Consider the following 25,249-nt stretch of genomic DNA (forward strand, 5'->3'; position numbering starts at 1 on the left):
GCGCGTCAGCGCTTTTCAGAAGTGGGTGGCGGGACGAGATCGATGCCGCCCGCGGAAAACGGGTGGCAGCGGCAAACACGCCTCACGGCGAGATAAGTCCCGCGCGCGGCGCCATGATACTGGATTGCCTCGCGCGCGTAATCAGAGCAGGAAGGGTAAAAACGGCACCGGTTGCCGAGCATGGGGCTCACGGCAAGCTTGTAAAAGCGCAATAAAGCGAAGAGTACCGTTTGCATGGCAGGTGCGGCCGTACGGCGCCGCGCAACGTGAAGTACAGGACGACGCCCGCGCTCTGAAGCTGCCGGCGCAACGCCCATTGCGGCGACCGTGGTGCGGGCGGTCACTGCGTCATTCCGTCTTGGGCGCCTCCGCGGGCGGCGCCTGACGACGGGTAATTTCGCGCGCTGCCTTGTCGAGCAGCGCCTCGATTTCGCTGCGGCACAGCGCCTTCAACGGCGGCGATGACGCGCTCGGCAAAGCTTTTTTGTCGAAACGCGTGTGTAGACGCAGCAGCACATCCCAACCGCCGAATTCCGCGCGACGCAGCCGGAAGGCTTCGCGCGCGATCCGGCGCACCAGATTCCGCGTGGCCGCGCGCGGCGCATACTTCTTACCGATCACGAGGCCAAGACGCGCCTCGTTGCCGGTGGGCCGGCCGTACACGACGAAGTGTGCGGTACGGCGCCACGGCCGCAAACGAAAAACGGATGAAAATTCATCCGTTTTTAGCAGCCTTGCGGCTTTGGGGAAGGCGGCTTGCGCTCGCAACGGAACCGAGCCCGGTTGCTGCGCCCCGGCCGCTCCCGCTTCGCCGCGGGTTTCGGTCACAGCGCGCAATCCGCTTGCCTTAGATCGCGAGGCGCTTGCGGCCCTTCGCGCGACGTGCGTTGATGACCTTGCGGCCGCCAGCGGTCTTCATGCGAACGCGGAAGCCATGGGTGCGCTTGCGACGGGTAACGGAAGGTTGGTAAGTACGTTTCATGTTGCTCTCACTTGATCGAAAAAAACCGCGCGATCATCGCTGAAAGCGCAATGGCCGGTGGTTTACTGAAATTGGTTTTCGCGGAACCCGCTATTTAAACTGGTTTTCCGTTGGCCGTCAATAGTTTAGCCGTCGTCTGGCGCAGCCGGGGGTTGCCGGACCAAGCGATCGGTCCCTGTGGATAACTCACTTTCGGGTTCGTTTTGGCGTTAGAATCTCGCCTTACTTCCCAAAAATGTTGCACGCCGCTCCGGCACGCTTGTCCCGCAGACCCTTGTGGCACAGGCGCCTGGGGCTGTTACGCCTGGCTGCTCAGGGCCTTGTTGCGCGTGCGCGACAGGGGCAGCGGCGACCGCCGTGCACACCATAACGATAGCAACTTGATGAACGAATTCTGGCAACACTGTTCCGCATTGCTGGAGCGTGAGCTTACGCCCCAGCAGTACGTGACGTGGATCAAACCCTTGGCCCCGGTCGCCTTCGACGCCGATGCGAACACGTTGAGCATTGCCGCGCCGAACCGCTTCAAGCTCGACTGGGTCAAGAGCCAGTTCTCCGGCCGCATCGCGGATATGGCCCGCGATTTCTGGCATGCGCCGGTGGACGTGCAATTCGTATTGGATCCGAAGGCCGGTATGCGTAGCCCAACGGCCGCGGCGCCGGCTCCGGCGTCGGCACGCCCGGCTTCGGCCGCGCCGCAGGGCGGTAATGCCGGCGGCGTCGCGGCCGTCGATGCGGCTGTCGGCGCCGTGCATGCCGCGCGCGCGAATCCCGCAGCCGCGGCTGCGGCGCTCGCAGCGCAAAACGCGAATTCGCGCAGCGCCGCCGAAGACGTCGCAGATCTCGATCTGCCGAGCCTGGACGCGAACGAAGCCGCCGCCGGACGTCGCACGTGGCGCCCAGGCCAAGGCGTGGGCGCGACGGCATCCAGCGAGAGCGACTCGATGTACGAGCGCTCGAAGCTGAACCCCGTGCTGACCTTCGACAACTTCGTGACCGGTAAGGCGAATCAGCTCGCGCGCGCCGCGGCGATCCAGGTCGCCGACAACCCCGGCATTTCGTATAACCCGCTGTTCCTGTACGGTGGCGTGGGCCTCGGCAAGACACACCTGATCCATGCTATCGGAAATCAGTTGCTGATGGACAAACCCGGCGCGCGCATTCGCTACATCCACGCGGAACAGTACGTCTCCGATGTCGTGAAGGCGTACCAGCGCAAGGCGTTCGACGACTTCAAGCGCTACTACCACTCGCTCGACCTGCTGCTGATCGACGATATTCAGTTCTTTTCGGGCAAGTCGCGCACGCAGGAGGAATTCTTCTACGCTTTTGAGGCGCTGGTCGCCAACAAGGCGCAAGTGATCATCACGAGCGATACGTATCCGAAGGAAATCTCGGGTATCGACGATCGCCTGATCTCGCGCTTCGACTCCGGCCTGACGGTGGCGATCGAGCCGCCCGAACTCGAAATGCGCGTCGCGATTCTGATGCGCAAGGCGCAATCGGAGTTCGTGAGCCTCAATGAGGACGTCGCGTTCTTCGTCGCGAAGCATCTCCGCTCGAACGTGCGCGAGCTCGAGGGCGCGCTGCGCAAGATCCTCGCGTATTCGAAGTTCCACGGCCGCGAAATCACGATCGAACTGACCAAGGAAGCGCTGAAAGACCTGCTGACGGTGCAGAACCGGCAGATTTCGGTGGAAAACATCCAGAAAACGGTCGCCGACTTCTACAGCATCAAGGTCGCGGACATGTATTCGAAGAAGCGTCCGGCGAACATCGCGCGGCCGCGGCAGATCGCGATGTACCTGGCGAAGGAATTGACGCAGAAGAGTCTGCCGGAAATCGGTGAGCTTTTCGGCGGGCGCGACCACACGACGGTGCTGCACGCGGTGCGCAAGATCGCCGACGAGCGCAGCAAGGACGCGCAGCTGAATCACGAACTGCACGTGCTGGAGCAGACGCTGAAGGGCTAAACGGGCTGGCCGCACGCGACCGTGAAACGGACGTCGGCGGCAGGAAACGCTGGAAGCGGCTACGCAGTGGTTTGAATGAGGCCGCGAACAACGCTGTAAATCGAGAAACGGGCAGGGGACCCACAACCCCGCGGCGCTGTCGGGTCCGAACGGGAAATGACAAGGAACGCGACGGTAAGCGGGCAGAAGCGACGTAAAAAGCGCGGCAAACCCGTGACGAATTTGCGGCGCAACCGGCCAGAAGTGGCGGAACAACGAGCCTGCGAACCGGTAGCGCCGCGCAGCGGCGCGACAAGTCGGCGGCAGCCCGGACCACGCCCTACAAAATCGACCTGTTTATTCCCGAACTCGCCCCCATTTTAGTGAGGCGGTCCCGTTTTCAGGCACAATACAGGTTTAACCGCCCGGCGGCGACGGGCGGATTTCACGCCGTGTCGGGCGCTTTTCAGGGCGCCGGCGGGGAGCCGTGGCTGCGCGCTGAAAAGCTTGTCCCGTAAGGCGTGCAGGCCGTTATATCAACGAAGGAACCCTATGCAACTGGTCAAGACCGAACGCGACAACCTCCTCAGGCCGCTGCAAACCGTGAGCGGCATCGTCGAACGCCGCCATACGTTGCCGATCCTCGCCAATTTGCTGATCACCAAGAACGGTCCTGACGTATCGTTCCTGTCGACCGACCTGGAGTTGCAGATCACCACGCGCGCCGATTTCGGCGTGGGCGGCGATTCGGTCGCGACCACGGTGGCGGCGCGCAAGCTCCTCGACATTCTGCGCGCGATGCCTGACGGCCAGGTCACGCTGACGCTGAACGACAAGCGTCTGACCGTGCAATCCGGCAAGAGCCGCTTTGCGCTGCAGACGCTCGCCGCGGACGAATTCCCGACCGTCGCTCAGGCCAAAGACTACGGCGCGAGCCTGGTGGTTCCTCAAAAGACGTTCCGCCAGCTGCTCGGCATGGTCCATTTCTCGATGGCCCAGCAGGACATCCGCTACTACCTGAACGGCATGCTGCTGGTGGTGGACGGCGATCAGCTGATGGCGGTCGCGACCGACGGTCACCGTCTCGCGTTCTCGTCGATGAAGATCGAGGGCTCCTTCGCGCGCCACGAAGTGATCATTCCGCGCAAGACGATTCTCGAACTGCAGCGCCTGCTCGAAGACATCGACGACACGCTGAAGATCGACATCGCGCAGACGCAGGTCAAGTTCACGTTCGGTCAGGTTGAACTCGTGTCGAAGCTCGTGGAAGGCAAGTTCCCCGACTTCCAGCGCGTGATTCCGAAGTCGCACAAGAATAAATTCCAGATTGGCCGCGAAGAACTGCAGCGTTCGCTGCAACGCGCGGCGATTCTGACGTCGGATAAGTTCAAGGGCGTGCGCTGCATCGTCGAGCCGGGCCAGTTGAAGATCATGTCGACCAACGCCGATCAGGAAGAGGCGCAGGAAGAACTGGAAATCGCATACGACGGCGACAGCGTCGATATCGGGTTCAACGTCACGTATCTGCTCGACGTGCTCGCGAATTTGAAGGTCGACATGCTGCAGGTGAGCCTGGGTGATGCCAGCTCCAGCGCGTTGATCACGATTCCCGAGAACGACGAATTCAAGTACGTGGTGATGCCGATGCGCATCTGACGCGTCCAACATCAAGAAGAACACCAAGGGGCGCAGCGCCCCTTTGGCGTTTTTATGGCGTTTTGAAAAGTCCAGAGCAGCAACCTTGCAGTAACGCAGAACCGGAAAAAATCCATGACTGAAACGAACAATACGCAGCCCGATAACAGCTACGGCGCCTCGTCCATCCAGATCCTCGAAGGTCTGGAAGCCGTGCGCAAGCGGCCTGGGATGTACATCGGGGATACATCGGATGGCACCGGTTTGCACCACCTCGTGTTCGAAGTGCTCGACAACTCCATCGACGAAGCGCTCGCCGGCCATTGCAACGACATCCAGGTGATCATCCACGCGGACAACTCCGTGTCGATCACCGACAACGGCCGCGGCGTGCCGACCGGCCTCAAGATGGACGACAAGCACGATCCGAAGCGCAGCGCCGCCGAAATCGTGATGACCGAGCTGCACGCCGGCGGCAAGTTCGACCAGAACAGCTACAAGGTGTCGGGCGGCCTGCACGGCGTGGGCGTGTCGTGCGTGAACGCGCTGTCGGCGTGGTTGCGCCTCACCGTGCGCCGCGACGGCAAGAAGCACTTCATGGAATTCCACCGTGGTGTGCCGCAGAACCGCGTGCTCGAAGAGATCGACGGCGTGACCACGTCGCCGATACAGGTGATCGGCGACACCGAAAACCGCGGCACCGAAGTGCATTTCATGGCCGATGAAAAGATTTTCGGCAATGTTGAATACCACTACGACATTCTCGCGAAGCGGATTCGTGAGCTTTCGTTCCTCAATAACGGCGTGCGGATTCGATTGGTGGATCAGCGCTCGGGCAAGGAAGAGGATTTCGCGTTCGTCGGCGGCGTGAAGGGTTTTGTCGAGTACATCAACAAGAACAAGTCCGTGCTGCACCCGAACATCTTCCACATCATCGGCGAGAAGGATGGTGTGGGCGTCGAAGTGGCGATGCAGTGGAACGACAGCTACAACGAAAACGTGCTGTGCTTCACGAACAACATTCCGCAGCGCGATGGCGGCACGCACCTTACCGGTCTGCGTGCGGCGATGACGCGCGTGCTGAACAAGTACATCGCCGATCACGAAGTCGCGAAGAAGGCGAAGGTCGAAACGTCGGGCGATGACATGCGTGAAGGGCTGTCGTGCGTGCTGTCGGTGAAGGTGCCGGAGCCGAAGTTCAGCTCGCAGACGAAGGACAAGCTCGTGTCGTCGGAAGTGCGCGCGCAGGTGGAAGAAGTGGTCGCAAAGGCGCTCGAGGAATTCCTGCTCGAGACGCCGGGCGACGCGAAGATCATCTGCGGCAAGATCGTCGATGCGGCGCGTGCCCGCGATGCGGCGCGCAAGGCGCGTGAGATGACGCGCCGTAAGGGCGTGCTCGATGGCGTCGGTTTGCCCGGCAAGCTCGCCGATTGCCAGGAGAAGGATCCGGCGAAGTCGGAGATTTATATCGTCGAGGGTGACTCGGCGGGAGGGTCGGCGAAGCAGGGGCGTGATCGGAAGTTTCAGGCTATCTTGCCGCTGCGCGGCAAGGTGCTGAACGTCGAGAAGGCGCGCTACGACAAGCTGCTTTCTTCCGAGCAGATCGTTACGCTGATTACCGCGCTTGGCTGCGGGATCGGCAAGGAAGATTACAACCTCGACAAGCTGCGCTATCACCGCATCATCATCATGACCGATGCTGACGTCGATGGCGCGCACATCCGGACGCTGTTGTTGACGTTCTTCTATCGGCAGATGCCGGAGATGATCGAGCGCGGGTATATCTATATCGCGCAGCCGCCGCTTTACAAGATCAAGGCGGGGAAGGATGAGCGGTATCTGAAGGATGAGTCGGAAGTCAACGCTCATATTCTTCGGCTCGCGTTGCAGGGGTCGGAGTTGGTGGCTTCTGAAGGTGCGACTCCGATTACCGGGGATGCGTTGGGTGAGTTGGCTCGGGCTTATCTGTTGGCGCAGGCAGTGGTTGATCGGTTGAGCCGGCTGTATGACGCGGGTGCGCTCGAGGCCGTGATGGACGGCGTCGTTATCGACCTCTCCAGCGAGCAGGCGGCCGAAGCTTCGGCTCGCGCGCTTGAGGCGAAGCTGCGGGATGATGCGCTGAAGCCGGAAGTGCGCGTTACGACGATGTATGACCCGGTGCGGGAACTGCGCTCGCTGCGCGTCGCGCGGACGCATCATGGGAATCAGAAGATTTCTGTGATCGATGAAGAGTTTCAGTTGACTGCGGATTATCAGCAGCTTGTGACCACCGCTAATACGTTCAAGGGGTTGATCGGCTCTGGCGCTGTGATCAAGCGTGGGGAGCGGAGTATGGCTGTCACCGACTTTAAGAGTGCAATGAAGTGGCTGCTGGCTGATGCTGAGAGGAATATGTCCAAGCAGCGCTATAAAGGCCTCGGGGAGATGAATCCGGAGCAGCTTTGGGAGACGACTATGGATCCTGCGGTGCGGCGTCTTCTTCGGGTGCAGATTGAGGATGCTATTGCTGCTGATGGCATCTTTACTACGCTCATGGGGGATGATGTGGAGCCGCGCAGGGCTTTTATTGAGTCGAATGCGTTGAGGGCGGGGAATATCGACGTTTGAGGGTGTTGTAGCAGGAGTCATAACCTGAGATTTTGGGAAGCATCCATTGAGACATTTATCGATGGACGCGCTCCGATAGCTCACATGACGGCACCTTACTAACGTCACAGCCGCACGAATGACGGCCACAGTGTTGAGGTGGCCGTAGTTTTTTCGGTCTCGGCAACAATCAGGGGGGCTTTTCAGCCGGACTTCTGCTGCGTCCGCTGGTCCGCGGTTTTCGTCTGTGCTCCCGCCCAATGTACTGAAAACGATTTCGCCTGCGACAGCATCGCCCAGCTCACGCACAGCGGCTTCGTTGGTCGCGCCAGAGCATCGTAGTTGGGGTGACCCGGTTTGCTTCTCTAGCGAATGCGCCTCTTTTAGATAGACGCACTGCGCTGACCGCCTCAGAACGACTCCTAGCGGCGATGGCCGTTGATGCGCTCCTATCTGACGCCGGCAAAAACCTGGAATCTGGCGAAGTCGGTGACGGTGGAGTGCGTGGGCGCTGGCCGGCATCCCGTGTGCCCGGCAAAAAAGAAAGTGTCCCTCGACCTCGTCATGGAAGCCTCCCTGACGGAGAGTGCCGAAACGGTCAAAGCCTTGTCAGCTATGGCTAGGGACGCATTTATTCGGTAGCGCATGTAATCATCGAGTGGCTCGTCTTTTTACCCCCCGTTTTCTTTGAATTTTTTGGGCGCAGGGCGGCCGAGGGACACTTTTAGGGAGGGGGCTCCGAAGCGTCACGCGAGGCGTGAAAGCCCTCCGTACGAATCGCGGATGGGTCTACAGGCACCATCAGAGCCCGCTCGAACTCACTGGGTCAAACCTGTCCCGCAATCAACCATTCCACCGTTCCGGCCGGATAATCTTCCGGCCACCCCCTTGCCAGCAAATCCACCGCATCTTGCATCTGCAGCGCCGTCTCGTCGCGGTTCGCCCCCAAGAGCCACTTGAGAGGACCGCGACGAAACATCCAAGCCTCCATGTTTTCAATCCTCCATGCGACTTCTGGCGCCCGCGTTGAAACGCGGGGGCGCGCTTGCCGCCACTACAACCTTGTTGTGGTATGACCCAAGCGACTGAGCCTGGCTCGGCTCGGCCAGTGGACGCCATCCGCAACCGCCGACCGCGCCAAGTCATGAGCTTACTTCGCAACGGGCATTGTGAACTCGGCTCCCTTGGCAATGCTATCCGGCCAACGCTGCATGACGCTCTTGTAGCGCGTATAGAAGCGTACGCCTTCTTCGCCGTAAGCATGATGGTCGCCAAAAAGGGAACGCTTCCAGCCGCCGAACGAATGCCATGCCATCGGAACCGGGATGGGCACGTTCACGCCGACCATGCCGACCTGAATCTGTCGCGCGAACGCCCGGGCCACGCCGCCGTCCGACGTGTAAAGCGAGACACCGTTCGCGAACTCATGCGCGTTAATTAGCTTCACTGCGCTCGCGAAATCGGGCACTCGAATCACCGCAAGAACAGGCCCAAATATCTCTTCCTTGTAGATTTTCATGTCCGTCCGAACGTCGTCGAAGAGGGTACCGCCGATGAAATACCCTGGCCTCGAATAGACCGGGTGAGTTCGCCCGTCAACGATGAGCCTGGCACCTTCGGCTTCGCCGGAAGCGATGTAGCCGGCCACTTTCGCCTTGTGTTCGGCCGTCACGAGCGGCCCCATTTCAGCGTCGAGTTTCTCGCCATTCTTGATAACAAGCGATTTGACGCGCGGAATTAACTTCTCGATGAGGGGGTCCCCGGTGTCACCCACGGCGACCGCCACCGAGATAGCCATACAGCGCTCGCCGGCGGAGCCGTAGGCGGCACCAATCAGCGCATCCACCGCCTGGTCCAGGTCTGCGTCCGGCATCACCACGAGGTGATTCTTCGCGCCGCCCAACGCCTGCACGCGCTTGCCGCGACGCGACGCTTCCGTATGGATGTACTCCGCAATCGGCGTCGAGCCGACGAACGACAGGGCGGCGACGTCCGGATGGTCGATGAGCGCGTCGACTGCCACCTTGTCGCCATTGACCACGTTGAAGACGCCATCCGGCAAGCCAGCTTCCTTGAGCAGTTCGGCGAGGCGCACCGAAGCGGACGGGTCGCGCTCGGACGGCTTCAACAAGAACGTGTTGCCGCAGGCCAGCGCAACCGGGAACATCCACATCGGCACCATCACGGGGAAATTGAACGGCGTAATGCCCGCCACCACGCCCAACGGCTGACGCAGGTTCCAGTTATCGATGCCGCCGCCAATCTGGTCGGTGAAGTCCGTCTTCAGGAGATTGGGAATGCCGCAAGCGAATTCGACAACTTCGATGCCACGTACCACTTCGCCCTGCGCATCGGTGAAGACCTTGCCGTGCTCACGCGTGATGAGCATCGCCAGCTCGTCGTGGTGCTTGTTCAGCAGTTCCTTGAACTTGAACAGGATGCGCGCACGCTTGAGCGGAGCAGTCTCGCTCCAGCTCGGGAAAGCTGCCGCGGCTGCCTGCACCGCCTGGTCGACTTCTTCGACGGAGGCAAGGGCCACTCCGCCGGTCACCTCTCCGGTTGCGGGGTTGAAAATATCCTTGAAGCGGTCGCTCGACGGCACAACGATTTGACCGTTGATGAAGTGGCTAACCTGCTTGATAGAGAGGTTCGCTGTTTCATTTGCTACATTCATTTCGGAACTCCAGATGCTTGTCTGGCCGATGGCGGCCTGGTGGTTAAAATCAGGCAGCGTTGCGCAGTACGTCTTGCACCGTTGAGAAAATCTGGTCAATCTTCTGCTCGTCGATAATCAGTGGCGGCGAGAAGGCAAGAATGTCACCGGTGTAACGCACGAGTACGCCAGCCTCGAAGCATTTCAGGAATACGTCGTATCCGCGTGCACCCGGTGCACCCGGACGCGATTCGAGCTCGATACCGGCGACCAGACCGAGGTTCCGGATGTCCTTCACGTACGGTGAGCCATGCAGCTCGTGTACAGCATCTTCGAAAACGCCGGACAACTCTTTTGCACGCTCGAAGAGTCGGTCCCGCTTGTAGATATCGAGCGTTGCAATAGCAGCTGCTGCCGCGGCGGGATGCGCAGTGTAGGTGTAGCCATGAAAAAACTCGATAGCATTCTCCGCTCCTGCATTGACCACCGTGTCATGGACCGCGCGGCTGGCCGCAACGGCACCCATTGGAATGGCCGCGTTATTGATTGCCTTCGCCATCGTGAGGACGTCCGGAACTACGCCGAAATATTCGCTCGCCGTCGGCGCGCCCAAGCGCCCGAATCCGGTAATCACCTCGTCGAAAATCAGCAGGATGCCGTGCCTGGTGCACAGCTCGCGGAGTCGCTCAAGGTAGCCCTTCGGAGGAACGATTACGCCAGTCGACCCTGCAAGCGGTTCGACTATAACGGCGGCGATGGTCGAGGCGTCGTGGAGCGCGACGAGCCGCTCAAGCTCATCTGCCAGATGTCCACCCCAGGTCGGTTGGCCACGCGTGAACGCTGCCTCCGCGATGTTCAGCGTATGCGGAAGGTGGTCCACATGTGGCATCAGGTTACCGGAGAACGTCTTGCGGTTTGCCAGGATGCCACCGACTGAAATGCCGCCGAACCCAACACCGTGATAACCACGCTCCCGGCCGATGAAGCGGGTACGTTGCCCTTCACCGCGCGCACGATGATAGGCGAGTGCTATCTTCAGCGCTGTGTCGACCGACTCCGAACCCGAGTTTGTAAAGAAGATACGGTCGAGGCCCACCGGCATCAATTCGGCGACCGCGGTCGCTGCTTCGAATGCGAGCGGGTGGCCCATCTGAAACGTCGGCGCATAGTCCATCGTTGCGAGTTGCTCAGCGACAGCCTCCGTGATTTCCGAGCGGCCATGGCCCGCGTTCACGCACCAAAGACCTGCCGTCGCGTCGAGCACGGGACGGTCGTCCACGGTCGTGTAGTACATGCCCTTCGCAGATTTGAACAGTCGGGGTGCTGCCTTGAATTGCCGGTTCGCCGTGAAGGGCATCCAGAAGTTCGAGAGGTCCGGCCCGGTTTGCGTTGTGCTCATGAGATGACTCCGTGAATATGGAGTCAACTCTATCGACTTCGCACGCTACAATCACTGGACAGCCGAAAACAAACGGTCAGACTGTACTAACTACTTCTCCCGGACTGTATTGAAATGTTCGAACTGAACCTGTCCCGCGTCAGGAAGAACGAAGGTACGCTGGTCGACCAGATTGTCTCGTCAATCGAGCAGGAACTGAGACAGGGTACGTACCCCGCCGGCACCATGCTGCCTTCTGTACGAACGCTTGCGAAAGCTCATAACCTGAGCACGTACACAGTCTCTGAAGCATACCAACGGCTTGTTTCGCTAGGGCTTGTGAACGCCCGTGCCGGAGCAGGTTACCGTGTCGCAACTCCAGCAGCCAAAGCGCCTGCTGCGCCTGTCTGGAGCGCTCCAAGTTTAAACGCCGCGTGGCTACTGTCCGACGTTTTTGCGGACCAGTCTGTGCCCATCAAGGCGGGATGCGGGTGGATTCCAAACGACTGGATAAACGAGAGTGACGTTCAACACGCGTTGCGCGTAGTAAGCCGCGTGCCAGGACCCCGCATCGGAGGCTACGGCCATCCGTACGGACTCGCGAGACTGCGCGAGCATATCGCTAATTCGTTGCGTAGATATTCGCTGTCCGTAGGTACCACTGACGTTCTGTTGACGCAAGGCGTCACTCAGGCGCTGGACCTCGTCGTTCGGACTCTTCTTCGGCCCGGTGACACGGTGATTGTTGAAGACCCGTGCTATTGCAATCTGCTGCAGATTCTCAAGGTGGCATTCGTCAACGTGGTGAGTGTTCCGCGTACACCTGACGGCATCGATAGCGCGCAACTTGAAGAGGTGGTGAAGCGACATCGCCCGAAGGGCCTGTTCATCAATACCGTGTTGCAGAATCCTTCGGGAACATCGCTTAGCGCTTCGTCAGCGTTCCGCCTGCTTCAGATTGCCGACCGCGAAGGTCTGTGGATTGTTGAAGACGATATCTCCAGAGAGCTCGCTCCGCCTGGCGCGCCATGCCTCGCGGCGATGGAAGGTCTGCAACGGGTCATCTACGTATCAGGCTTTTCAAAAACCATCACACCCGCAATGCGAGTCGGATATATCGCCGCCAGCCGAGACCTCGTTTCGCGGTTCGCCCTGACAAAGATGGCGGTCGGCCTTACCTCATCCGAAGTTACCGAGCGTGCTGTCGCGACCGTCCTTATAGAAGGGCACTACGACCGTCATACCGCTCACATCCGGGAACGGCTGTTCAATGCGCACGCGCGCGTGACTGAGTCCATGGCCAGAGCCGGCCTCGAAATATTCCACGCGCCCAATGCAGGGCTATTTTTGTGGGCGAAGTTGCCTATTCGGCCGGAAGACAGCATCGCAGTTGCAAATGATGCGTTGAGCAAGGGCATCTGGCTTGCTCCTGGCTCATATTTCCGACCAGGGGAGCCCGCATCTGAGTGGTTCAGATTCAATGCAGCGGCGTCCGACGTTCCGGAACTGTGGACGTTTATGAAGGGGCTGACCAGCGGCGCCGCCTAGCTTTGCGAAAAAGGCAGACTTGGAGAGACCAAAGCTGCCTGCAACGGGTCACAGAACGGCCATCGATTCCGTCATGTTCTGTCGCATGTAATCAAGAAACCGTTTCTGGAACAGCATGGTGTGCTCGTGCGCGGCCTTTTCCGCCGCCTCGGCGTCTTTCCTCGCTATCGCCTCTATCAGTTCGTCGTGGTCGCGTCCGAGCTTCGCCGCTGTCGGCGAAGTGACCGTGAAGTCAAAATGCAGATGCAACAGTCGCTGGCCTTCACCCAATAGCCGCTCGTAATATCCGACGAAGTAAGGGTTGTTCGCCGCATGCGCGATGGCCATGTGCAGAGCCTTGTTCGTTTCGGACATCGCCTGGAAATCGCCACTTTCCACCGCCTGCATGTACACGTCATCTGCCTTACGGATGCGGGCGAGGTCGGTATCGGTTCGGTGCAGTGCTGCCAACCGCGTGACCGCTCGCTGGATGAGGTCAAGTGCCGAAATGTATTTGGGGAATTCTTCAATTTCGAACGGCGTGACAAGAGTCGTGCGGTTCGGAAGAATGGTCACCAGGCCTTCGCTAGTCAGTCGCGCAAGCGCATCGCGCACCGGCGAACGCGAAAGGCCAAACTGCTCCGCAAGCGATACCTCGTCCAGCGGGGCGCCTGGCTTGAGTTGCAGCGTCAGAATCTGCTTTCGCAACTCCTCGTAGATGTACCGTCCGCCATGCCGGCGCACGTTGGTCTCAGTCTCTGTCGTGCCTTTGCTCATCGTTTCACCGCCATCATCGTGGGCCCGGAAAGACGGGCGCGCATTCAAGTTTATCATCGCGCGCACTCCGCCTCAGGCCTTCAGGAAACCCGAGCCCCAGGTGTCGCTCAGCATGAAGCCGGCGGCGAGCGGGTCGTCAGGGTCGACCCCAATCTGCTGGATTCCGTAGACCCACGCCCGCCCTTGAACACGCGGGAGCACCGCCGGCCTGCCTCCTACCTCGGTTTTGCCGAGGAGCTCGATGGTAAATTCGCCTCCGATTGTCGAGCGCGATTTCAGCCGACTGCCAACGTCCGCCAGGCCTCGGGCGGCCAGCGTCGCCAGATTGGCCGAGCTTCCCGTTCCGCACGGTGACCTGTCGACCCGACCAGGAGGCAGTGTCGTGCACGTCTGATACAGTTCGTCAGTCACGCGATTGCGGAACATCACGTAGGCGACCTCGTTAATCTGTGGGTAGAGCGGATGCTGTATCCGGATCTGCCCGTTGATGACATCCTTCAGCGACACGCCAAGCTCGGCAAGCTCGCGGGCCTTCTCTGGCGCAATCTCCAGCCCAACCTGTTCGACGTCGATGAGCGCGTAATAGACGCCCCCGAACGCGATGTCCGCCTTGATTGTTCCGAAGTGCGACGTCTGGAAGCTAAAGTCCAGCTGTTCGACAAACGACGGCATCATGTCGAGTGAGACCTCGGTGCAACGCCCGTCCTTACAGCTCGCGCGGGCGGTAACCAATCCCGCTGGCGTGTCGAGCACCACAGTCGTTTCCGGCTCCTGCATCTCGACCATACCGAGTTCAAGCAACGTTGTGACCACGCAAATGGCATTGCTGCCCGACATCGGATGCGCCTTGTCCGCCTGCAGCACGATGAATCCGGCGTGTGCTTCAGGACGAGTCGGCGGCAGCAGGAGATTGACCGACATCTGCAGGCAGCCTCGCGGCTCAAGCACGACCAGTCTGCGCAGACTGTCGTCCACCTCGTTGATGTAGTTCATCTTGTCGAGCATGGTCTCACCGGGGATGCCGACGACTCCTGCCGTGATAACCTTGCCAATCTCGCCTTCGCAGTGCACGTCTACGAGTTGGAGTGTCTTTTTCCAGCGCATGATTGACCCACCTTACTTGATGTACCAGCCCCATGGCTTGTCACTGTCGTACCGCGTAATCTGTTTTGTTTCCAGATAGTTGTTAAGGCCCCATTCGCCAAGTTCGCGGCCGATACCGCTTTGCTTATAGCCACCCCATGGAGCTTCCGTAAAAGTCGGTTGCGAGCAGTTAATCCAGACAATGCCGGCGCGCAGCGCTCGCGCGACACGTTCGCAGCGCTCGTTATCGCGCGACATCACCGCCGCAGCAAGGCCGAAGCGCGAATCGTTTGCGGACCGCACCGCGTCCGCCTCAGTGTCGAACGGTCGAATGCATACGACCGGCCCGAAGATTTCCTCACGCCAGACCCAGCTTTCTTCCGGTACATCGGCAAAAACGACGGGCTCCATAAAGTAACCCTTATCGAGGTGTGCGGGTCGTTCTCCGCCAGTTACCAGTCGCGCGCCTTCTTCCTTGCCACGCGCGACGGCTTCGAGCACTTTCTCATACTGCCCCTCGCTAACGAGTGGTCCAAGCAGCACGCCGTCCTCAAGACCGTTCCCGATAGTGATTTTGCGCGTTTCCTCTTCCAGCCGCTCGAGCAGGCGCCCGTAAATTTCGCGCTGCACGAGAACGCGCGACGTCGCAGAGCAAACCTCTCCCTGGTTCCAGAAGATGCCGAACATAATCCATTCGACGGCCGCATCGATATCGCTATCTTCGAAGACAATGAACGGCGACTTGCCGCCCAGTTCGAGGCTCACATTCTTGATGTCGCGCGCAGCGGCCTGCATGATTCGGCTACCGGTCGGAACGCTACCGGTGAACGCCAGCTTGTCGATACCCGGATGCTCGCTCAGCGGGGCGCCTGCGTCCTTGCCAAGACCGGTGACCACGTTGAGCACGCCGGGAGGAAGTTCAGCACCGGCCGCAATGTCGGCGAGCTCAAGCGCAGTCAGAGGCGTGAGCTCCGACGGTTTCAGGACCATGGTACAGCCAGCTGCGAGAGCAGGCGCGACCTTCCATGCGGCCATCAACATCGGAAAGTTCCAGGGGATGATGGCCCCCGCGACACCGACCGGTTCCTTGCGCGCAACCGAGCTGAAGCGGTCATCGGAAAGCGGAACAGGCTTCTCGGCATCGGCATCCAGCCTCTCGGCGAGACTCGCATAGAATTCGAAGCAACCGGCTGCATCGCCCAGGTCCCATAGGGCCTCCGGAAGCGGTTTGCCATTGTCGCGAACTTCGATTTCCGCAAGCTCCTGCAAACGGTCACGAATGCCCTTGCCGATTCTGCGAAGGACAGCGGCGCGCTCGGCGCCGCTCATACGGGGCCATGGGCCTTCGTCGAATGCTTTGCGGGCAGCGTTGACTGCAAGGTCGACGTCTTCCGAGGTTGCGGCAGCGACCTTTGCAATCACCTTCTCATTGCTCGGGTCAACCGTATCGAAAGTCCCACCCTGCAGGGGCGAAACCCATTGGCCGTTGATATAGAGATGCTCGTACGATTTCATCGAATTCGTCCCGTCAGGAGAAGCGGTAGGCGCTGAATGGTGTGAGGTTCTGTTTCGTCGGGTGCCCGGCAACCATGTCTGCAATCAGACGTCCAGTTGTTGCGCCTAATGTGAGACCGAGCTGGCCGTGGCCGAATGCCATAAACACGTTCTGCAGACGACGTGAACGGTCGATGATGGGTTTAGTGTCTGGCAGGAAGGGACGATAGCCAACGCCATACTCGACATCGTCCGTCTGGAGTTCCGGTAACACCCGCTTTGCTTTTTCAAGGATGATGTCGGCGCGCCTGAAGTTCGGTTTCGCGTCGCGTCCAGCGAATTCAATCGTGCCGCCAATCTGAAGGCCACGCGTCATCGGGCTGAAGCAGAAGCCTCCGTCCGCATAGATTGTGGAATGACGGATTTCGACGCCCGGATTCGCAAGTACGGCCTGGTAGCCTGCAATACCCTCGAGCGGGATGCTGACACCTAGTGCGTCGAAAAACCGTCGCGAACCGATGCCAGAGGCCACAACAACCGCACTGGCCTGCACGCGTTGGCCGTTTGCTAGCGTGACACCCGTTGCTCGCCCATTCGACTCGTCGATGCGGGTGACCTCCGCGCGAATGCGCCGACCACCCTGGGCAACGAAACTTTCCGTGAGCGCGGCAACGAAGCCCTCTGTGTCGCTGACCGCTCGCCAGTCAGGAAAGAGCAAACCGTGAGCGAAGCGTCCTGCCAATGCGGGCTCAAGGTCACCGATTTCTTTTGCGTTCAGCCGCTGCGATTTGAAGCCGAGGGATGCGCGCAGGTCGAGGTGTGGTTGCTCGTGGGTGATGCCCGCTGGATTGTCGAAGACTTCAAGAATCGGACGCTCGCCCATCAGGGTCTTGTCCTCACAGGCATCAAGCAACGGTGCATAGTCGGCATACACGTCGTGCGTGAGCGTCGCCATTGACTGCGCAATGTCGGCAATCTTCGAATGGCGCGCGCACATGAGAAAACGGAAAAACCACGGCACGATGCCCGGCAGTGCACTTGGGCGCAATGCAAGAGGACCTTTCTGGTCCATCAACCAGCCAGGTACCTTCATCAAAATGCCGGGTTTCGACAACGGGATGATTTCGCTCACCGCCATCTGGCCACAACTCCATTTCGCCGTACTGTTGCCTGGCGCTTCGGGGTCAACCAGCGTAACGGCGTAGCCACCGCGCTGAAGATAGAGTGCGCAGCAGACTCCGACGATGCCGCCACCGACGACAGCGGCGGACTCCTGCACTACAGGAGCCTGGCTGGCCGTGAAAGAATCACGAGGAACGGCGTTCACTTGGAGAACTCCTGCAGGTCAAAGCCATGCGCGTAGGGTTGCGAGTCATCGACGTAGTGCTCCGAACGCCCAGTCATCCAGGCGCGTCCCTCAACACTCGGCAGCACGGCATCGATACCACTTTCTAACTTCAGCGTAGATTCAACACGGCCGATAAAATGGCTACCGATGAGGCTTTGATGGGTGAAAGTCTCTCCTTGCTGCAGCAGCCCCATTGCATGGCGCTGAGCCACGCGCGCCGACGTGCCCGTTCCACAAGGCGAACGGTCAATCAGGCTGTCACCTGCGATGACGACGGCGCGAGCATCGGCGTCCTTCGAAATCGGAGCACCCGTCCACATACAGTGCTTGACGCCGCGAATGTTCGGGTTGTCGGGGTGAACAACATCGACCGTGTGGTTGACCAAGACCTGCATCTGGCGGCCGCAATCAAGCAGTTCCTCGGGGGAGAAATGCTCGCAGCCAGGGAAGTTCGGCTGCACCTCGACTATCGGATAGAAGTTGCCACCGTAGGCAATATCGATGGTCAGTTTGCCGAACCGCGGATGGACCACTTCCACATCGCGATACAGCAGGAAGCTCGGTACATTTGTAAAGCGGACGGAGGTCAAACGCCTGCCTTCCGTCTCATAGTGAGCAGTAAGCTGCCCGGCAGGCACATCGACAACGACCTTGCCGGGCGACTTCGGATGAACAAGACCCGCTTCAAGTGCGAACGAAATGGATCCGATTGACGCATGCCCACACATGGGGAGGCAACCAGACGTCTCTATGAAGAGCAGGCTCATATCCGACCCAGCAGACAATGCCGGATAGAGGATGGTGCCCGACATGTGAGAGTGCCCGCGGGGCTCGAGCATAAGAGAACGACGAATCCAGTCGTACGTCGCGACGAACTCTTCACGGCGCTCGTTCATCGACTTCCCCGTAAGCTGAGGCGCGCCGTCAATCACCATGCGGACTGGCATGCCCTCTGCGTGCCCTTCGATGCACCTGAAACTATGTCTCGTCATTCCGATGTCTCGTGAAAGAAATGCGCCTACGGAATGTGTCCGTCGGCGCGCGTGCGTCAGACCTGGGCGGCCTCAAAAACAGCGCGGAACGCTGTCTTTTCTTCGTCCGTGAGCGGCTTGAGCGGCATACGTGCAGGACCGACCTTGAAGCCGGCGAGTTCGCAACCGTACTTCACCTTCTGCACAAACTTGCCTGCTTCCATGGTCGCCATAACCGGAAACAGAGAACGCATCACGTCCTGCGCGCCGCGGATATCGCCAGCGGTGAACTTGTTGTAGAAATCAACCACCGGCTTCACGAAGCAGTTTGCCGGACCGCAAATCCAGCTGCTCGCGCCCCAGAGGAAGAAGTCGAGCGCCTGGTCGTCCGAGCCGCACGACAGTTGGTAATTGTCCTTGTACTTCTCGCCGATTTCGATGGCGCGCAACAGGTTGCCGCTACTTTCCTTGATGCCGATGACGCGCGGGTTGTCCTTGAACGCGTCCAGCACGCCGAAGCCCACTTCGACATTCGTGCGAACAGGGTAGTTGTACAGGACGATGTCGACGTCCGGAACTGCTTTCAGGATGGCTTCGTAGTGGCCGATAAGCTCTTCCTGCGACGGCAGCGCGTAGTACGGCGGAGCAATGAGAACGTTCTTGTAGCCCGCGTCGCGGACCAGTTGGACCTGTTCGATGACTTCGCGCGTGCACGAGCCGTTTGCGCCGCCGATGAGCATGCCGCGGTCACCCACGACTTCAAGGACCGTCTTCAGGATGGCGCGTCGCTCGTCGTGCGTAAGCGCGTAGTATTCGCCCGTCGAGCCCAGCGGAACGAATCCACTGACGCCAGCCTTGAGCTGGAACTCGAGGATGGACGCAAGCGTGTCGTGGTCGACCGCACCGGACACATTGAACGGGGTGACGAGTGCGGGCAGGATACCTTTCATCTGCATTTGAGTTACTCCGACAATCAAAAATACTGGTTGGGTTAATAGGCAAAACGTCTGAGGAAGCGCGATTCAACCAGCCCGACCAGACGTGTCAGCGGGAACGCGACAAGGAAGTAAATAATTGCAACTGCGGTCAGGAACTCCACCGGCCGAGCCGTGCTGTTGGAAATGCTCTCTCCAACAAACATCAGGTCTGCGACACCCACCGACGAGATGAGCGCGCTCTCCTTGAACAGGCTGACAATGTTCGAAAGGAGCGGCGGAACCGCCCTGAGCAGTGCCTGTGGAAAAATCACATAGAGAACCTTCGCTTGCGGTGTGAGGCTGAGGGCGGTACATGCGTCATGCTGTTCGGCCGAAATTGATTTCAGGGCTCCACGGAAGGTCTCGCTCGTAACCGCTGCCATGTACATGGTCAGTGAGATAACGACTGACAGGTACGGAGGAATCGGTATCCGGAAAATAACCGGGAAGCAAAAGAAGACCCAGAAAAGCTGAATCAGCAGTGGCGTGCCGCGGAAGAACTGGACATAAAAAGTGGTCAGCCCTTTAACCCATGGTGTCGGCGACATCCGCAGCAGGCTCAACATGAATCCTGCGAGGCTCCCTATCACTGCACAGCTGCTTGTAAAAGCCAGCGTAATGCCCAGCCCCTTAAGCAGGACGTGCCAATAGGGAAAGACGGCAAAAAAGTTGAGGCTCATGTTCAGTTCCTTATCGCTGCATAGCCGCGTCCTGCCGGCGCTCGACAAGATGCACTAGCTTCGAGATGGGCAAGGTTAGTGCAAAGTAAATCAGCGCCACGACGGAGTAAGTCTCGAGAGGACGATAAGCTTCAGTCGCGAGACTCTTGGCGACGTACATCAGGTCAGCAACAGCAACGATGGCAACCAGAGCACTTTGCTGAAGACTGCCGATGCCGTTGGTCATCAGAACAGGCATCGCATTTCGCAGGGCTTGTGGCAGCACGACGTAGAACGTACGCTGCCAGGGACGCAGTCCCAACGCAACGCACGCGTCGAGATGCTCCTTGGGAACTGCCTGGACACCGGCTCGATACGCTTCCGCGTTGAAGGCAGTGAGATTCAGGCCGAGCGCAAGCACGCCCATAACGATGGGGTCGATGAACACATCTGCGAGCATCGGAATGCAGTAGAAGAACCACACAATCTGCAGCAGTGCGGGTGTGCAGCGGAAAAACTCGATGAAGAGCTGAGCCGGCCATCGAACGACTGCCCAGCGGCTCATCGCCAAGAGACAAAGAAGGAAGCCCAGAACAAGGCCCATGGCGTTGGAGGCAATAGCCAGCTCCAACGTCACCCTGAGGCCAGAAAGCAATGCCCCAACACTGCCTTCAAGAAAACTAAAGTCAAAGTGGTAGTTCATGGCTTTAACCTCAGTCGAGATGCAGAACTTTCTCGAGGAACTCGCGAGTGCGAGCCTCTTTCGGACATTTGAACATTTCGGCAGGTGCGCCCTGTTCCACGATTTTTCCGCTTGCGCAGAACACCACACGAGTGCCGATATCACGCGCAAAATGCATATCGTGCGTGACGATAATCATGGCCATCGTCTGTTCAGCCAACTGCAGCATTACGTTCTGCACTTCAACGACCATTTCCGGGTCGAGTGCCGACGTGACTTCGTCGAACAGCATCAGCTTTGGCTCGAGCATCAATGCGCGGGCGATTGCAACGCGCTGCTTCTGACCGCCGGAGAGCTGGCTCGGATATGCATGCAGCTTGCTTTCCAGCCCCAGCCGGGCGAGATATATCCGCGCACGCTCGGTGGCCTCTGCTTTCGACAGGCCGCCAGCCTTGACGGGGGCGAGAATGAGGTTGCCGAGCACCGACAGATGAGGAAAGAGAGTGTAGTGCTGAAACACCATGCCGATTTGCTTCTGGAGCTTGGCGTCAATGCGTTTTGCACGTCCTGCATCAGCGCCTCGAATGTAGGGCTGGCCTCGGAAGCCAATCTCGCCACTTTGAATTCCCTCGAGGCCCATCATGACGCGCAGCAGGGAGCTTTTTCCGCTTCCGCTAGGGCCGATGATGACAAGGCGGTCGTCAGCACGCATGTCGAGGTCCATCTTGTCCATGACGACAAGGTTCTCGCCGTAAGACTTGTACACCTGGCGAAACTGGACGAAGTCTCCGGTTGTGGAGACGGGAACGTCATGGACGGCGGATTGTCCGTTGGGTTGAATGGCCATGGTTTGGGGTGACAACATTGAAGTCTCTCCAGCGAAGCGCGTGCGATGCGCCTGAATAAGTAAGCGAGCCAAAACTGACGGTCTTCAAGCAACTCCGGCCGAGGCGCTCATGTCCGGCGGCTGGTACCCGGCAGGGAGGGTTTCGGGCGGACCGCCCTTCACCATACATCTCGCCGCGTGCTACATTGCATTCTTCGATGTATGCAGCGTTGCACACAGTTTAGGCGGCTGAAATTTGCACTGTCAACCTCTATTCGAGGTTTTCAGGGAAACCGCTCAGGGGGTTAACCCGCAGCACAGAATTGCCAGTGATTTCTTGCTGCTGAGAGGCTTATATCGACAGCAATTCAGGCAAAAGTGAAAGGTTGAAAAACACGTCAGCTGCGGCCGCTCCATGCTCACTGCATCGCTGCGATGCCTGGGAGACGGTGCGTGCTAAGGTGCGCAAAGAGGCCTCCGCTGATGCGAAAGCCTTTAATTTGATTTAGAACTTGTGACGGATACCCAGCCGCACTACGGTCTGGCGGGCGCTTCCCGGTGCCTCCGTCGCGGTGGGCCCGATTGCGTAGATGCTCGCAAAGGTCGCATCCCCGGCTGCCTTCTGGTAAATGGCCATTGCGAATACGTCCGTGCGCTTTGAAAGGATGTAATCCAGCATCACGTTAAATTCGTGCCATTTCGGATGCAGGTCCCCGGTTGCGGAAGCTTGATTGCCGCTCGTGAAATAGTAGCCGCCGGACAAAAGGACGCTCGGTGTGAACGTGTAGGTCGCGTTTACTTCGTAATTGTCGAGTCGCAGGTAGCTGGAAACGATGGGGCCTGACTTGATGCCATCAAGCACCGTCCGGGCCCATGACGCTGCCAGCTTCACGGGGCCAATCGTGTACGTTCCACCCGCACCGTAGATGCGCTGACGGGCTGCGACGAACGGAGCGTCTGCATTGGATGAAACAGCGCCATCGGCGTTTGTGCCTGGATTATCCAGTTGCTCGAATGCCGCGCCGAGATAGATAGGCCCGTTCGCATAGGAACCTCCAACGCTATACGCACGGTTTTGCTTGAACCCTCCGGCCTGATTACTCATCCCGTACATCGTTCCGAACGTGAAACCACCCAGGTTCGGACTCGTGTACTTGACGGAATTGTTGACGCGGAAGTCGTTGCCGATGTTGTCACTGTCGAACGGATGGCACATGTATCCGCCGCCGTAGGTGCCGCACGAAGTCAGCGGATAAAGGTAGTCAACAACCGGGTCGTACTGACGACCGAGGGTAACCTTACCCCAAGACTGCCCCGACATCCCCACCCAGGCGAGGCGCCCGAATATCCGGCCACCTTGGCCGAGATTGCCGTTCGCCACGCTAAAACCATTCTCGAGCTGAAAGATAACCTTGTTCCCAGCCCCGATATCCTCTGCCCCCTTCAGGCCGAATCGACTTGCCTGCGGAGGGCCATCGGACAACATAAACGCGTGCGCACCGTTGCCGGTTTTGAGATTGCTCACGTAGTTGAATCCCGCGTCGATAATTCCGTACAAGGTGGCGCCGCTCTGAGCGTTGGCGACATTTGCGAGCATCATTGCAATAGCAGCGCCAAACAGCCGTGAAGCTTTCATATCGGACTCCTCAATATATTGTTTAAATCAGCTTGCGTTACGAAGACCCAACCTGCAGGAGACCTGCCGCACCATGCACGGAGTCGACATCTGTTGCCGCCTCCGACAGCAGCACCACCCTGAGGAACCGCCGGCCTCGCTTCCACGAACCGCCCGGCTAACAGCGCTCTCAGATATTCAAACGCTGCAGTGTATACATCAAAGTGTGCAACTTGCGCCGATTATGTCGCCCAATTTTCGACAAGGTCAAGCGAACAAAAACCGGATAGGTACCGCTCGAACCGAAGTGTCGCGATATATCGGGTTAACGCGGAGGTGAAAAACCGGTGGCGACCCAAAAAAACAGTTTACTTGTCGAATTTTAGTCGACAAAATGATTGCAGGAAATCCGGAAGGCCCAAACGGGATGCAACGGATAGCACAGGGATGGCTCAACCCTCGAAAAACCGATGCTGGGTGTGCCGTGAGACGAGGTGACAAGGAACGTTCGATGAAGAAGCCCAACATTGTGTTCATCATGGCCGACCAGTTGACGGCTTACGCGCTCCCTGCGTATGGCAACAAAGTCTGCAAAACGCCGCATCTGGACAAGCTAGCGTCTGAGGGCACCGTTTTCGAGCACGCATACTGTCCGTACCCGCTCTGCGCGCCATCGCGCTTTGCTTTAATGAGTGGGCGCCTCCCTTCCCGGATTGGCGCTTACGACAACGCGGCCGAGTTTCCCGCGTCGGTTCCCACATTCGCTCACTACCTTAGGGACGCTGGCTATTACACGTGTCTGTCCGGCAAGATGCATTTCGTCGGCCCCGACCAGCACCATGGGTTCGAGGACCGTCTGACCACCGAAATTTACCCCGCGGATTTCAGCTGGACGCCGCTGACTTATGACGAGGTCGGCGACCCGGAGCACCCGGAAACGCATGTCAAGACCCAGGGCGTGTCAAGCGTTGAAACGGTCGCCGACGCGAATGCCGTCGCGCGGTCACTCCAAATCGACTACGACGATGAAGTCGCCAGGCGTGCGGTTCAGCAAATCTACGACTGGCGTCGATATGGTGACGGTCGCCCTCTATTCATGACAGTTTCGTTCACGCAGCCTCACGACCCGTACGTCTCGACTCCCGAGTTCTGGAATCTCTACAAGGACGAGGAAATCGACGAGCCTCGCGTCGCCGAAATTGAACTCGACAAGATGGACCCCCATAGCCGCGGCCTGTACTTTCACTACGGTCTCGACAAGTACAACGTGACTGACGAAGTCTATCGGCGCGCGCGGCATGGCTACTACGCTATGATTTCCTATATCGACCAGCGCGTGGGAGAACTACGGGCGGCCCTCGAAGCCACCGGGATGGCAAAAGACACGATTCTGATGTTCACGTCGGACCACGGCGACATGGTTGGCGAGCGCGGTCTATGGTTCAAGAAAAACCTGTTCGAACCCGCGCTATCCATACCGCTCTTCTTCTACGACCCGCGCGCAAAGGGTTCCGGACGCGTAAAGGCCCCCGTATCACTCGTCGATGTGCTCCCCACTCTGGTTGACATTGCTAATGGAGACGAGAAAGCCATCGTGACGGCCTACGAAGGCAGCAGCCTTCTGTCTTTGATGAAGAAAGATGAGCCCGACCGGGTGGTTCTTGCTGAGCACCTTGACGGCGGGACGAAAGCTCCACGCGTCATGGTGCGAAAGGGAAAGTACAAGCTGGTCTATTCCAGGGCGTATCCTTCCCAGCTTTATAATCTTGATGCAGACCCGGGTGAGGTCAATAACCTCGCCGACGACCCGGAGGCTCGCCCCATCCTCGAAGAACTCAAGACGATTCTGGCGGAAACGTGGAACCTTGAAGACCTTCGGGAAGAAGTCGCGGCCAATCAGCGAACTAGGCAGTTCCTGATGCGCTCGCTGCAGACTGGTCGGGTTATCGACTGGGAAACTTATCCGAATGCGGTTCGCGACCACACGAAGTTTGTTCGTCGCGGAGAGTATTTCCCCGAGGTAGAACAGCGGTCGTACCTGAGATTGCCCGACAGCGATTGAACACGGCCCGGCGACCCAGATAGTCGGGAAGTCCTGGAAGGC

At 59.0% G+C, this 25,249-nt stretch carries 21 protein-coding genes; 5 read left to right on the forward strand and 16 right to left on the reverse strand.

Annotated elements, in window-relative coordinates; genetic code table 11:
* Nucleotides 1–5: 5 nt before the first annotated feature.
* The 3 genes from yidD to rpmH all read right to left on the reverse strand — a co-directional run bounded on the left by yidD (nucleotide 6) and on the right by rpmH (nucleotide 982).
* The gene (gene yidD, locus OKW40_RS16595; RefSeq protein ID WP_167050029.1) at nucleotides 6–236 is read right to left on the reverse strand and encodes a membrane protein insertion efficiency factor YidD; all 231 of its coding nucleotides are present in this window, start codon (nucleotides 234–236) and stop codon (nucleotides 6–8) included.
* Between the two features lie 112 nt (nucleotides 237–348).
* Entirely contained in the window at nucleotides 349–828 is a 480-nt protein-coding gene (locus OKW40_RS16600) for a ribonuclease P protein component (RefSeq protein WP_429407888.1), read from the reverse strand.
* 19 nt (nucleotides 829–847) lie between these two features.
* Nucleotides 848–982 carry a 50S ribosomal protein L34 gene (gene rpmH, locus OKW40_RS16605; RefSeq protein WP_004198824.1) on the reverse strand — a complete coding sequence of 45 codons (135 nt, stop codon included), beginning with the start codon at nucleotides 980–982 and terminating at the stop codon, nucleotides 848–850.
* 383 nt (nucleotides 983–1,365) lie between these two features.
* On the opposite strand from rpmH, the gene dnaA reads away from it, so the two are divergent.
* The 3 genes from dnaA to gyrB all read left to right on the forward strand — a co-directional run bounded on the left by dnaA (nucleotide 1,366) and on the right by gyrB (nucleotide 7,176).
* Entirely contained in the window at nucleotides 1,366–2,955 is a 1,590-nt protein-coding gene (gene dnaA / locus OKW40_RS16610; RefSeq protein ID WP_429490544.1) for a chromosomal replication initiator protein DnaA, read from the forward strand.
* A gap of 531 nt (nucleotides 2,956–3,486) precedes the next feature.
* Entirely contained in the window at nucleotides 3,487–4,590 is a 1,104-nt protein-coding gene (gene dnaN, locus OKW40_RS16615) for a DNA polymerase III subunit beta (protein WP_090802283.1), read from the forward strand.
* A 114-nt stretch (nucleotides 4,591–4,704) separates the two neighbouring features.
* Nucleotides 4,705–7,176, forward strand: coding sequence for a DNA topoisomerase (ATP-hydrolyzing) subunit B (gene gyrB, locus OKW40_RS16620; RefSeq protein ID WP_429407884.1), 2,472 nt, complete (start codon nucleotides 4,705–4,707; stop codon nucleotides 7,174–7,176).
* Nucleotides 7,177–7,981: 805 nt separating this feature from the next.
* Here gyrB and OKW40_RS16625 read toward each other — a convergent pair.
* From OKW40_RS16625 to OKW40_RS16635, 3 genes are all read right to left on the reverse strand, one after another.
* Nucleotides 7,982–8,146 (reverse strand): hypothetical protein, encoded by a 165-nt coding sequence (locus tag OKW40_RS16625; protein WP_429490546.1) that lies wholly within the window; start codon nucleotides 8,144–8,146, stop codon nucleotides 7,982–7,984.
* Between the two features lie 159 nt (nucleotides 8,147–8,305).
* The gene (locus OKW40_RS16630; protein ID WP_429491988.1) at nucleotides 8,306–9,829 is read right to left on the reverse strand and encodes a CoA-acylating methylmalonate-semialdehyde dehydrogenase; all 1,524 of its coding nucleotides are present in this window, start codon (nucleotides 9,827–9,829) and stop codon (nucleotides 8,306–8,308) included.
* A 49-nt stretch (nucleotides 9,830–9,878) separates the two neighbouring features.
* Nucleotides 9,879–11,207 carry an aspartate aminotransferase family protein gene (locus OKW40_RS16635; protein ID WP_184060954.1) on the reverse strand — a complete coding sequence of 443 codons (1,329 nt, stop codon included), beginning with the start codon at nucleotides 11,205–11,207 and terminating at the stop codon, nucleotides 9,879–9,881.
* A 114-nt stretch (nucleotides 11,208–11,321) separates the two neighbouring features.
* Here OKW40_RS16635 and OKW40_RS16640 point away from each other — a divergent pair, with 114 nt between their 5' ends.
* The gene (locus OKW40_RS16640) at nucleotides 11,322–12,734 is read left to right on the forward strand and encodes a PLP-dependent aminotransferase family protein (RefSeq protein WP_429490548.1); all 1,413 of its coding nucleotides are present in this window, start codon (nucleotides 11,322–11,324) and stop codon (nucleotides 12,732–12,734) included.
* Between the two features lie 48 nt (nucleotides 12,735–12,782).
* Here the strand turns inward: OKW40_RS16640 and OKW40_RS16645 are convergent, their stop codons facing one another.
* The 10 genes from OKW40_RS16645 to OKW40_RS16690 form a co-directional block, all read right to left on the reverse strand.
* Entirely contained in the window at nucleotides 12,783–13,490 is a 708-nt protein-coding gene (locus tag OKW40_RS16645; RefSeq protein WP_429490550.1) for a GntR family transcriptional regulator, read from the reverse strand.
* 72 nt (nucleotides 13,491–13,562) lie between these two features.
* Nucleotides 13,563–14,594 (reverse strand): proline racemase family protein, encoded by a 1,032-nt coding sequence (locus OKW40_RS16650; RefSeq protein ID WP_429490552.1) that lies wholly within the window; start codon nucleotides 14,592–14,594, stop codon nucleotides 13,563–13,565.
* 12 nt (nucleotides 14,595–14,606) lie between these two features.
* A complete protein-coding gene (locus tag OKW40_RS16655) occupies nucleotides 14,607–16,088 on the reverse strand; it encodes an aldehyde dehydrogenase family protein (RefSeq protein ID WP_184060950.1) in 1,482 nt (493 codons plus the stop codon).
* Between the two features lie 13 nt (nucleotides 16,089–16,101).
* On the reverse strand, nucleotides 16,102–17,394 hold the full coding sequence (locus OKW40_RS16660) for an NAD(P)/FAD-dependent oxidoreductase (protein ID WP_429490554.1): 1,293 nt from the start codon (nucleotides 17,392–17,394) through the stop codon (nucleotides 16,102–16,104).
* Complete coding sequence (locus OKW40_RS16665; protein ID WP_429490556.1) at nucleotides 17,391–18,407, reverse strand: 4-hydroxyproline epimerase; 1,017 nt, start codon at nucleotides 18,405–18,407, stop codon at nucleotides 17,391–17,393. The genes OKW40_RS16660 and OKW40_RS16665 overlap by 4 nt, the downstream gene beginning before the upstream one ends.
* A 56-nt stretch (nucleotides 18,408–18,463) precedes the next feature.
* A complete protein-coding gene (locus tag OKW40_RS16670; protein ID WP_260321174.1) occupies nucleotides 18,464–19,336 on the reverse strand; it encodes a dihydrodipicolinate synthase family protein in 873 nt (290 codons plus the stop codon).
* 41 nt (nucleotides 19,337–19,377) lie between these two features.
* On the reverse strand, nucleotides 19,378–20,043 hold the full coding sequence (locus tag OKW40_RS16675; protein ID WP_429490558.1) for an amino acid ABC transporter permease: 666 nt from the start codon (nucleotides 20,041–20,043) through the stop codon (nucleotides 19,378–19,380).
* Nucleotides 20,044–20,053: 10 nt separating this feature from the next.
* Nucleotides 20,054–20,725, reverse strand: a complete 672-nt coding sequence (locus OKW40_RS16680) for an amino acid ABC transporter permease (RefSeq protein WP_184060945.1) — start codon at nucleotides 20,723–20,725, stop codon at nucleotides 20,054–20,056.
* 10 nt (nucleotides 20,726–20,735) lie between these two features.
* Nucleotides 20,736–21,569 (reverse strand): amino acid ABC transporter ATP-binding protein, encoded by an 834-nt coding sequence (locus OKW40_RS16685; RefSeq protein ID WP_184060944.1) that lies wholly within the window; start codon nucleotides 21,567–21,569, stop codon nucleotides 20,736–20,738.
* Nucleotides 21,570–22,035: 466 nt separating this feature from the next.
* Nucleotides 22,036–23,166: a porin gene (locus OKW40_RS16690; RefSeq protein ID WP_260321173.1), complete on the reverse strand. Its 1,131-nt coding sequence runs from the start codon at nucleotides 23,164–23,166 to the stop codon at nucleotides 22,036–22,038.
* A 490-nt stretch (nucleotides 23,167–23,656) separates the two neighbouring features.
* Here OKW40_RS16690 and betC point away from each other — a divergent pair, with 490 nt between their 5' ends.
* On the forward strand, nucleotides 23,657–25,207 hold the full coding sequence (gene betC / locus OKW40_RS16695; RefSeq protein WP_429490560.1) for a choline-sulfatase: 1,551 nt from the start codon (nucleotides 23,657–23,659) through the stop codon (nucleotides 25,205–25,207).
* Nucleotides 25,208–25,249: the final 42 nt, after the last annotated feature.

The organism is Paraburkholderia sp. RAU6.4a (assembly GCF_050435625.1).
Classification (GTDB): domain Bacteria; phylum Pseudomonadota; class Gammaproteobacteria; order Burkholderiales; family Burkholderiaceae; genus Paraburkholderia; species Paraburkholderia tuberum.

Excerpts from the sequence above, each read along its gene's own strand:
- OKW40_RS16690 (WP_260321173.1), bottom strand. The coding sequence starts at position 23,166 with ATGAAAGCTTCACGGCTGTTTGGCGCTGCTATTGCAATGATGCTCGCA.
- rpmH (WP_004198824.1), bottom strand. The coding sequence starts at position 982 with ATGAAACGTACTTACCAACCTTCCGTTACCCGTCGCAAGCGCACCCAT.
- OKW40_RS16670 (WP_260321174.1), bottom strand. The coding sequence starts at position 19,336 with ATGAAAGGTATCCTGCCCGCACTCGTCACCCCGTTCAATGTGTCCGGT.
- yidD (WP_167050029.1), bottom strand. The coding sequence starts at position 236 with ATGCAAACGGTACTCTTCGCTTTATTGCGCTTTTACAAGCTTGCCGTG.
- OKW40_RS16635 (WP_184060954.1), bottom strand. The coding sequence starts at position 11,207 with ATGAGCACAACGCAAACCGGGCCGGACCTCTCGAACTTCTGGATGCCC.
- dnaA (WP_429490544.1), top strand. The coding sequence starts at position 1,366 with ATGAACGAATTCTGGCAACACTGTTCCGCATTGCTGGAGCGTGAGCTT.
- OKW40_RS16645 (WP_429490550.1), bottom strand. The coding sequence starts at position 13,490 with ATGAGCAAAGGCACGACAGAGACTGAGACCAACGTGCGCCGGCATGGC.
- gyrB (WP_429407884.1), top strand. The coding sequence starts at position 4,705 with ATGACTGAAACGAACAATACGCAGCCCGATAACAGCTACGGCGCCTCG.
- betC (WP_429490560.1), top strand. The coding sequence starts at position 23,657 with ATGAAGAAGCCCAACATTGTGTTCATCATGGCCGACCAGTTGACGGCT.
- OKW40_RS16630 (WP_429491988.1), bottom strand. The coding sequence starts at position 9,829 with ATGAATGTAGCAAATGAAACAGCGAACCTCTCTATCAAGCAGGTTAGC.
- OKW40_RS16625 (WP_429490546.1), bottom strand. The coding sequence starts at position 8,146 with ATGGAGGCTTGGATGTTTCGTCGCGGTCCTCTCAAGTGGCTCTTGGGG.
- OKW40_RS16655 (WP_184060950.1), bottom strand. The coding sequence starts at position 16,088 with ATGAAATCGTACGAGCATCTCTATATCAACGGCCAATGGGTTTCGCCC.
- OKW40_RS16665 (WP_429490556.1), bottom strand. The coding sequence starts at position 18,407 with ATGACGAGACATAGTTTCAGGTGCATCGAAGGGCACGCAGAGGGCATG.
- OKW40_RS16675 (WP_429490558.1), bottom strand. The coding sequence starts at position 20,043 with ATGAGCCTCAACTTTTTTGCCGTCTTTCCCTATTGGCACGTCCTGCTT.
- dnaN (WP_090802283.1), top strand. The coding sequence starts at position 3,487 with ATGCAACTGGTCAAGACCGAACGCGACAACCTCCTCAGGCCGCTGCAA.
- OKW40_RS16640 (WP_429490548.1), top strand. The coding sequence starts at position 11,322 with ATGTTCGAACTGAACCTGTCCCGCGTCAGGAAGAACGAAGGTACGCTG.
- OKW40_RS16650 (WP_429490552.1), bottom strand. The coding sequence starts at position 14,594 with ATGCGCTGGAAAAAGACACTCCAACTCGTAGACGTGCACTGCGAAGGC.
- OKW40_RS16680 (WP_184060945.1), bottom strand. The coding sequence starts at position 20,725 with ATGAACTACCACTTTGACTTTAGTTTTCTTGAAGGCAGTGTTGGGGCA.
- OKW40_RS16685 (WP_184060944.1), bottom strand. The coding sequence starts at position 21,569 with ATGTTGTCACCCCAAACCATGGCCATTCAACCCAACGGACAATCCGCC.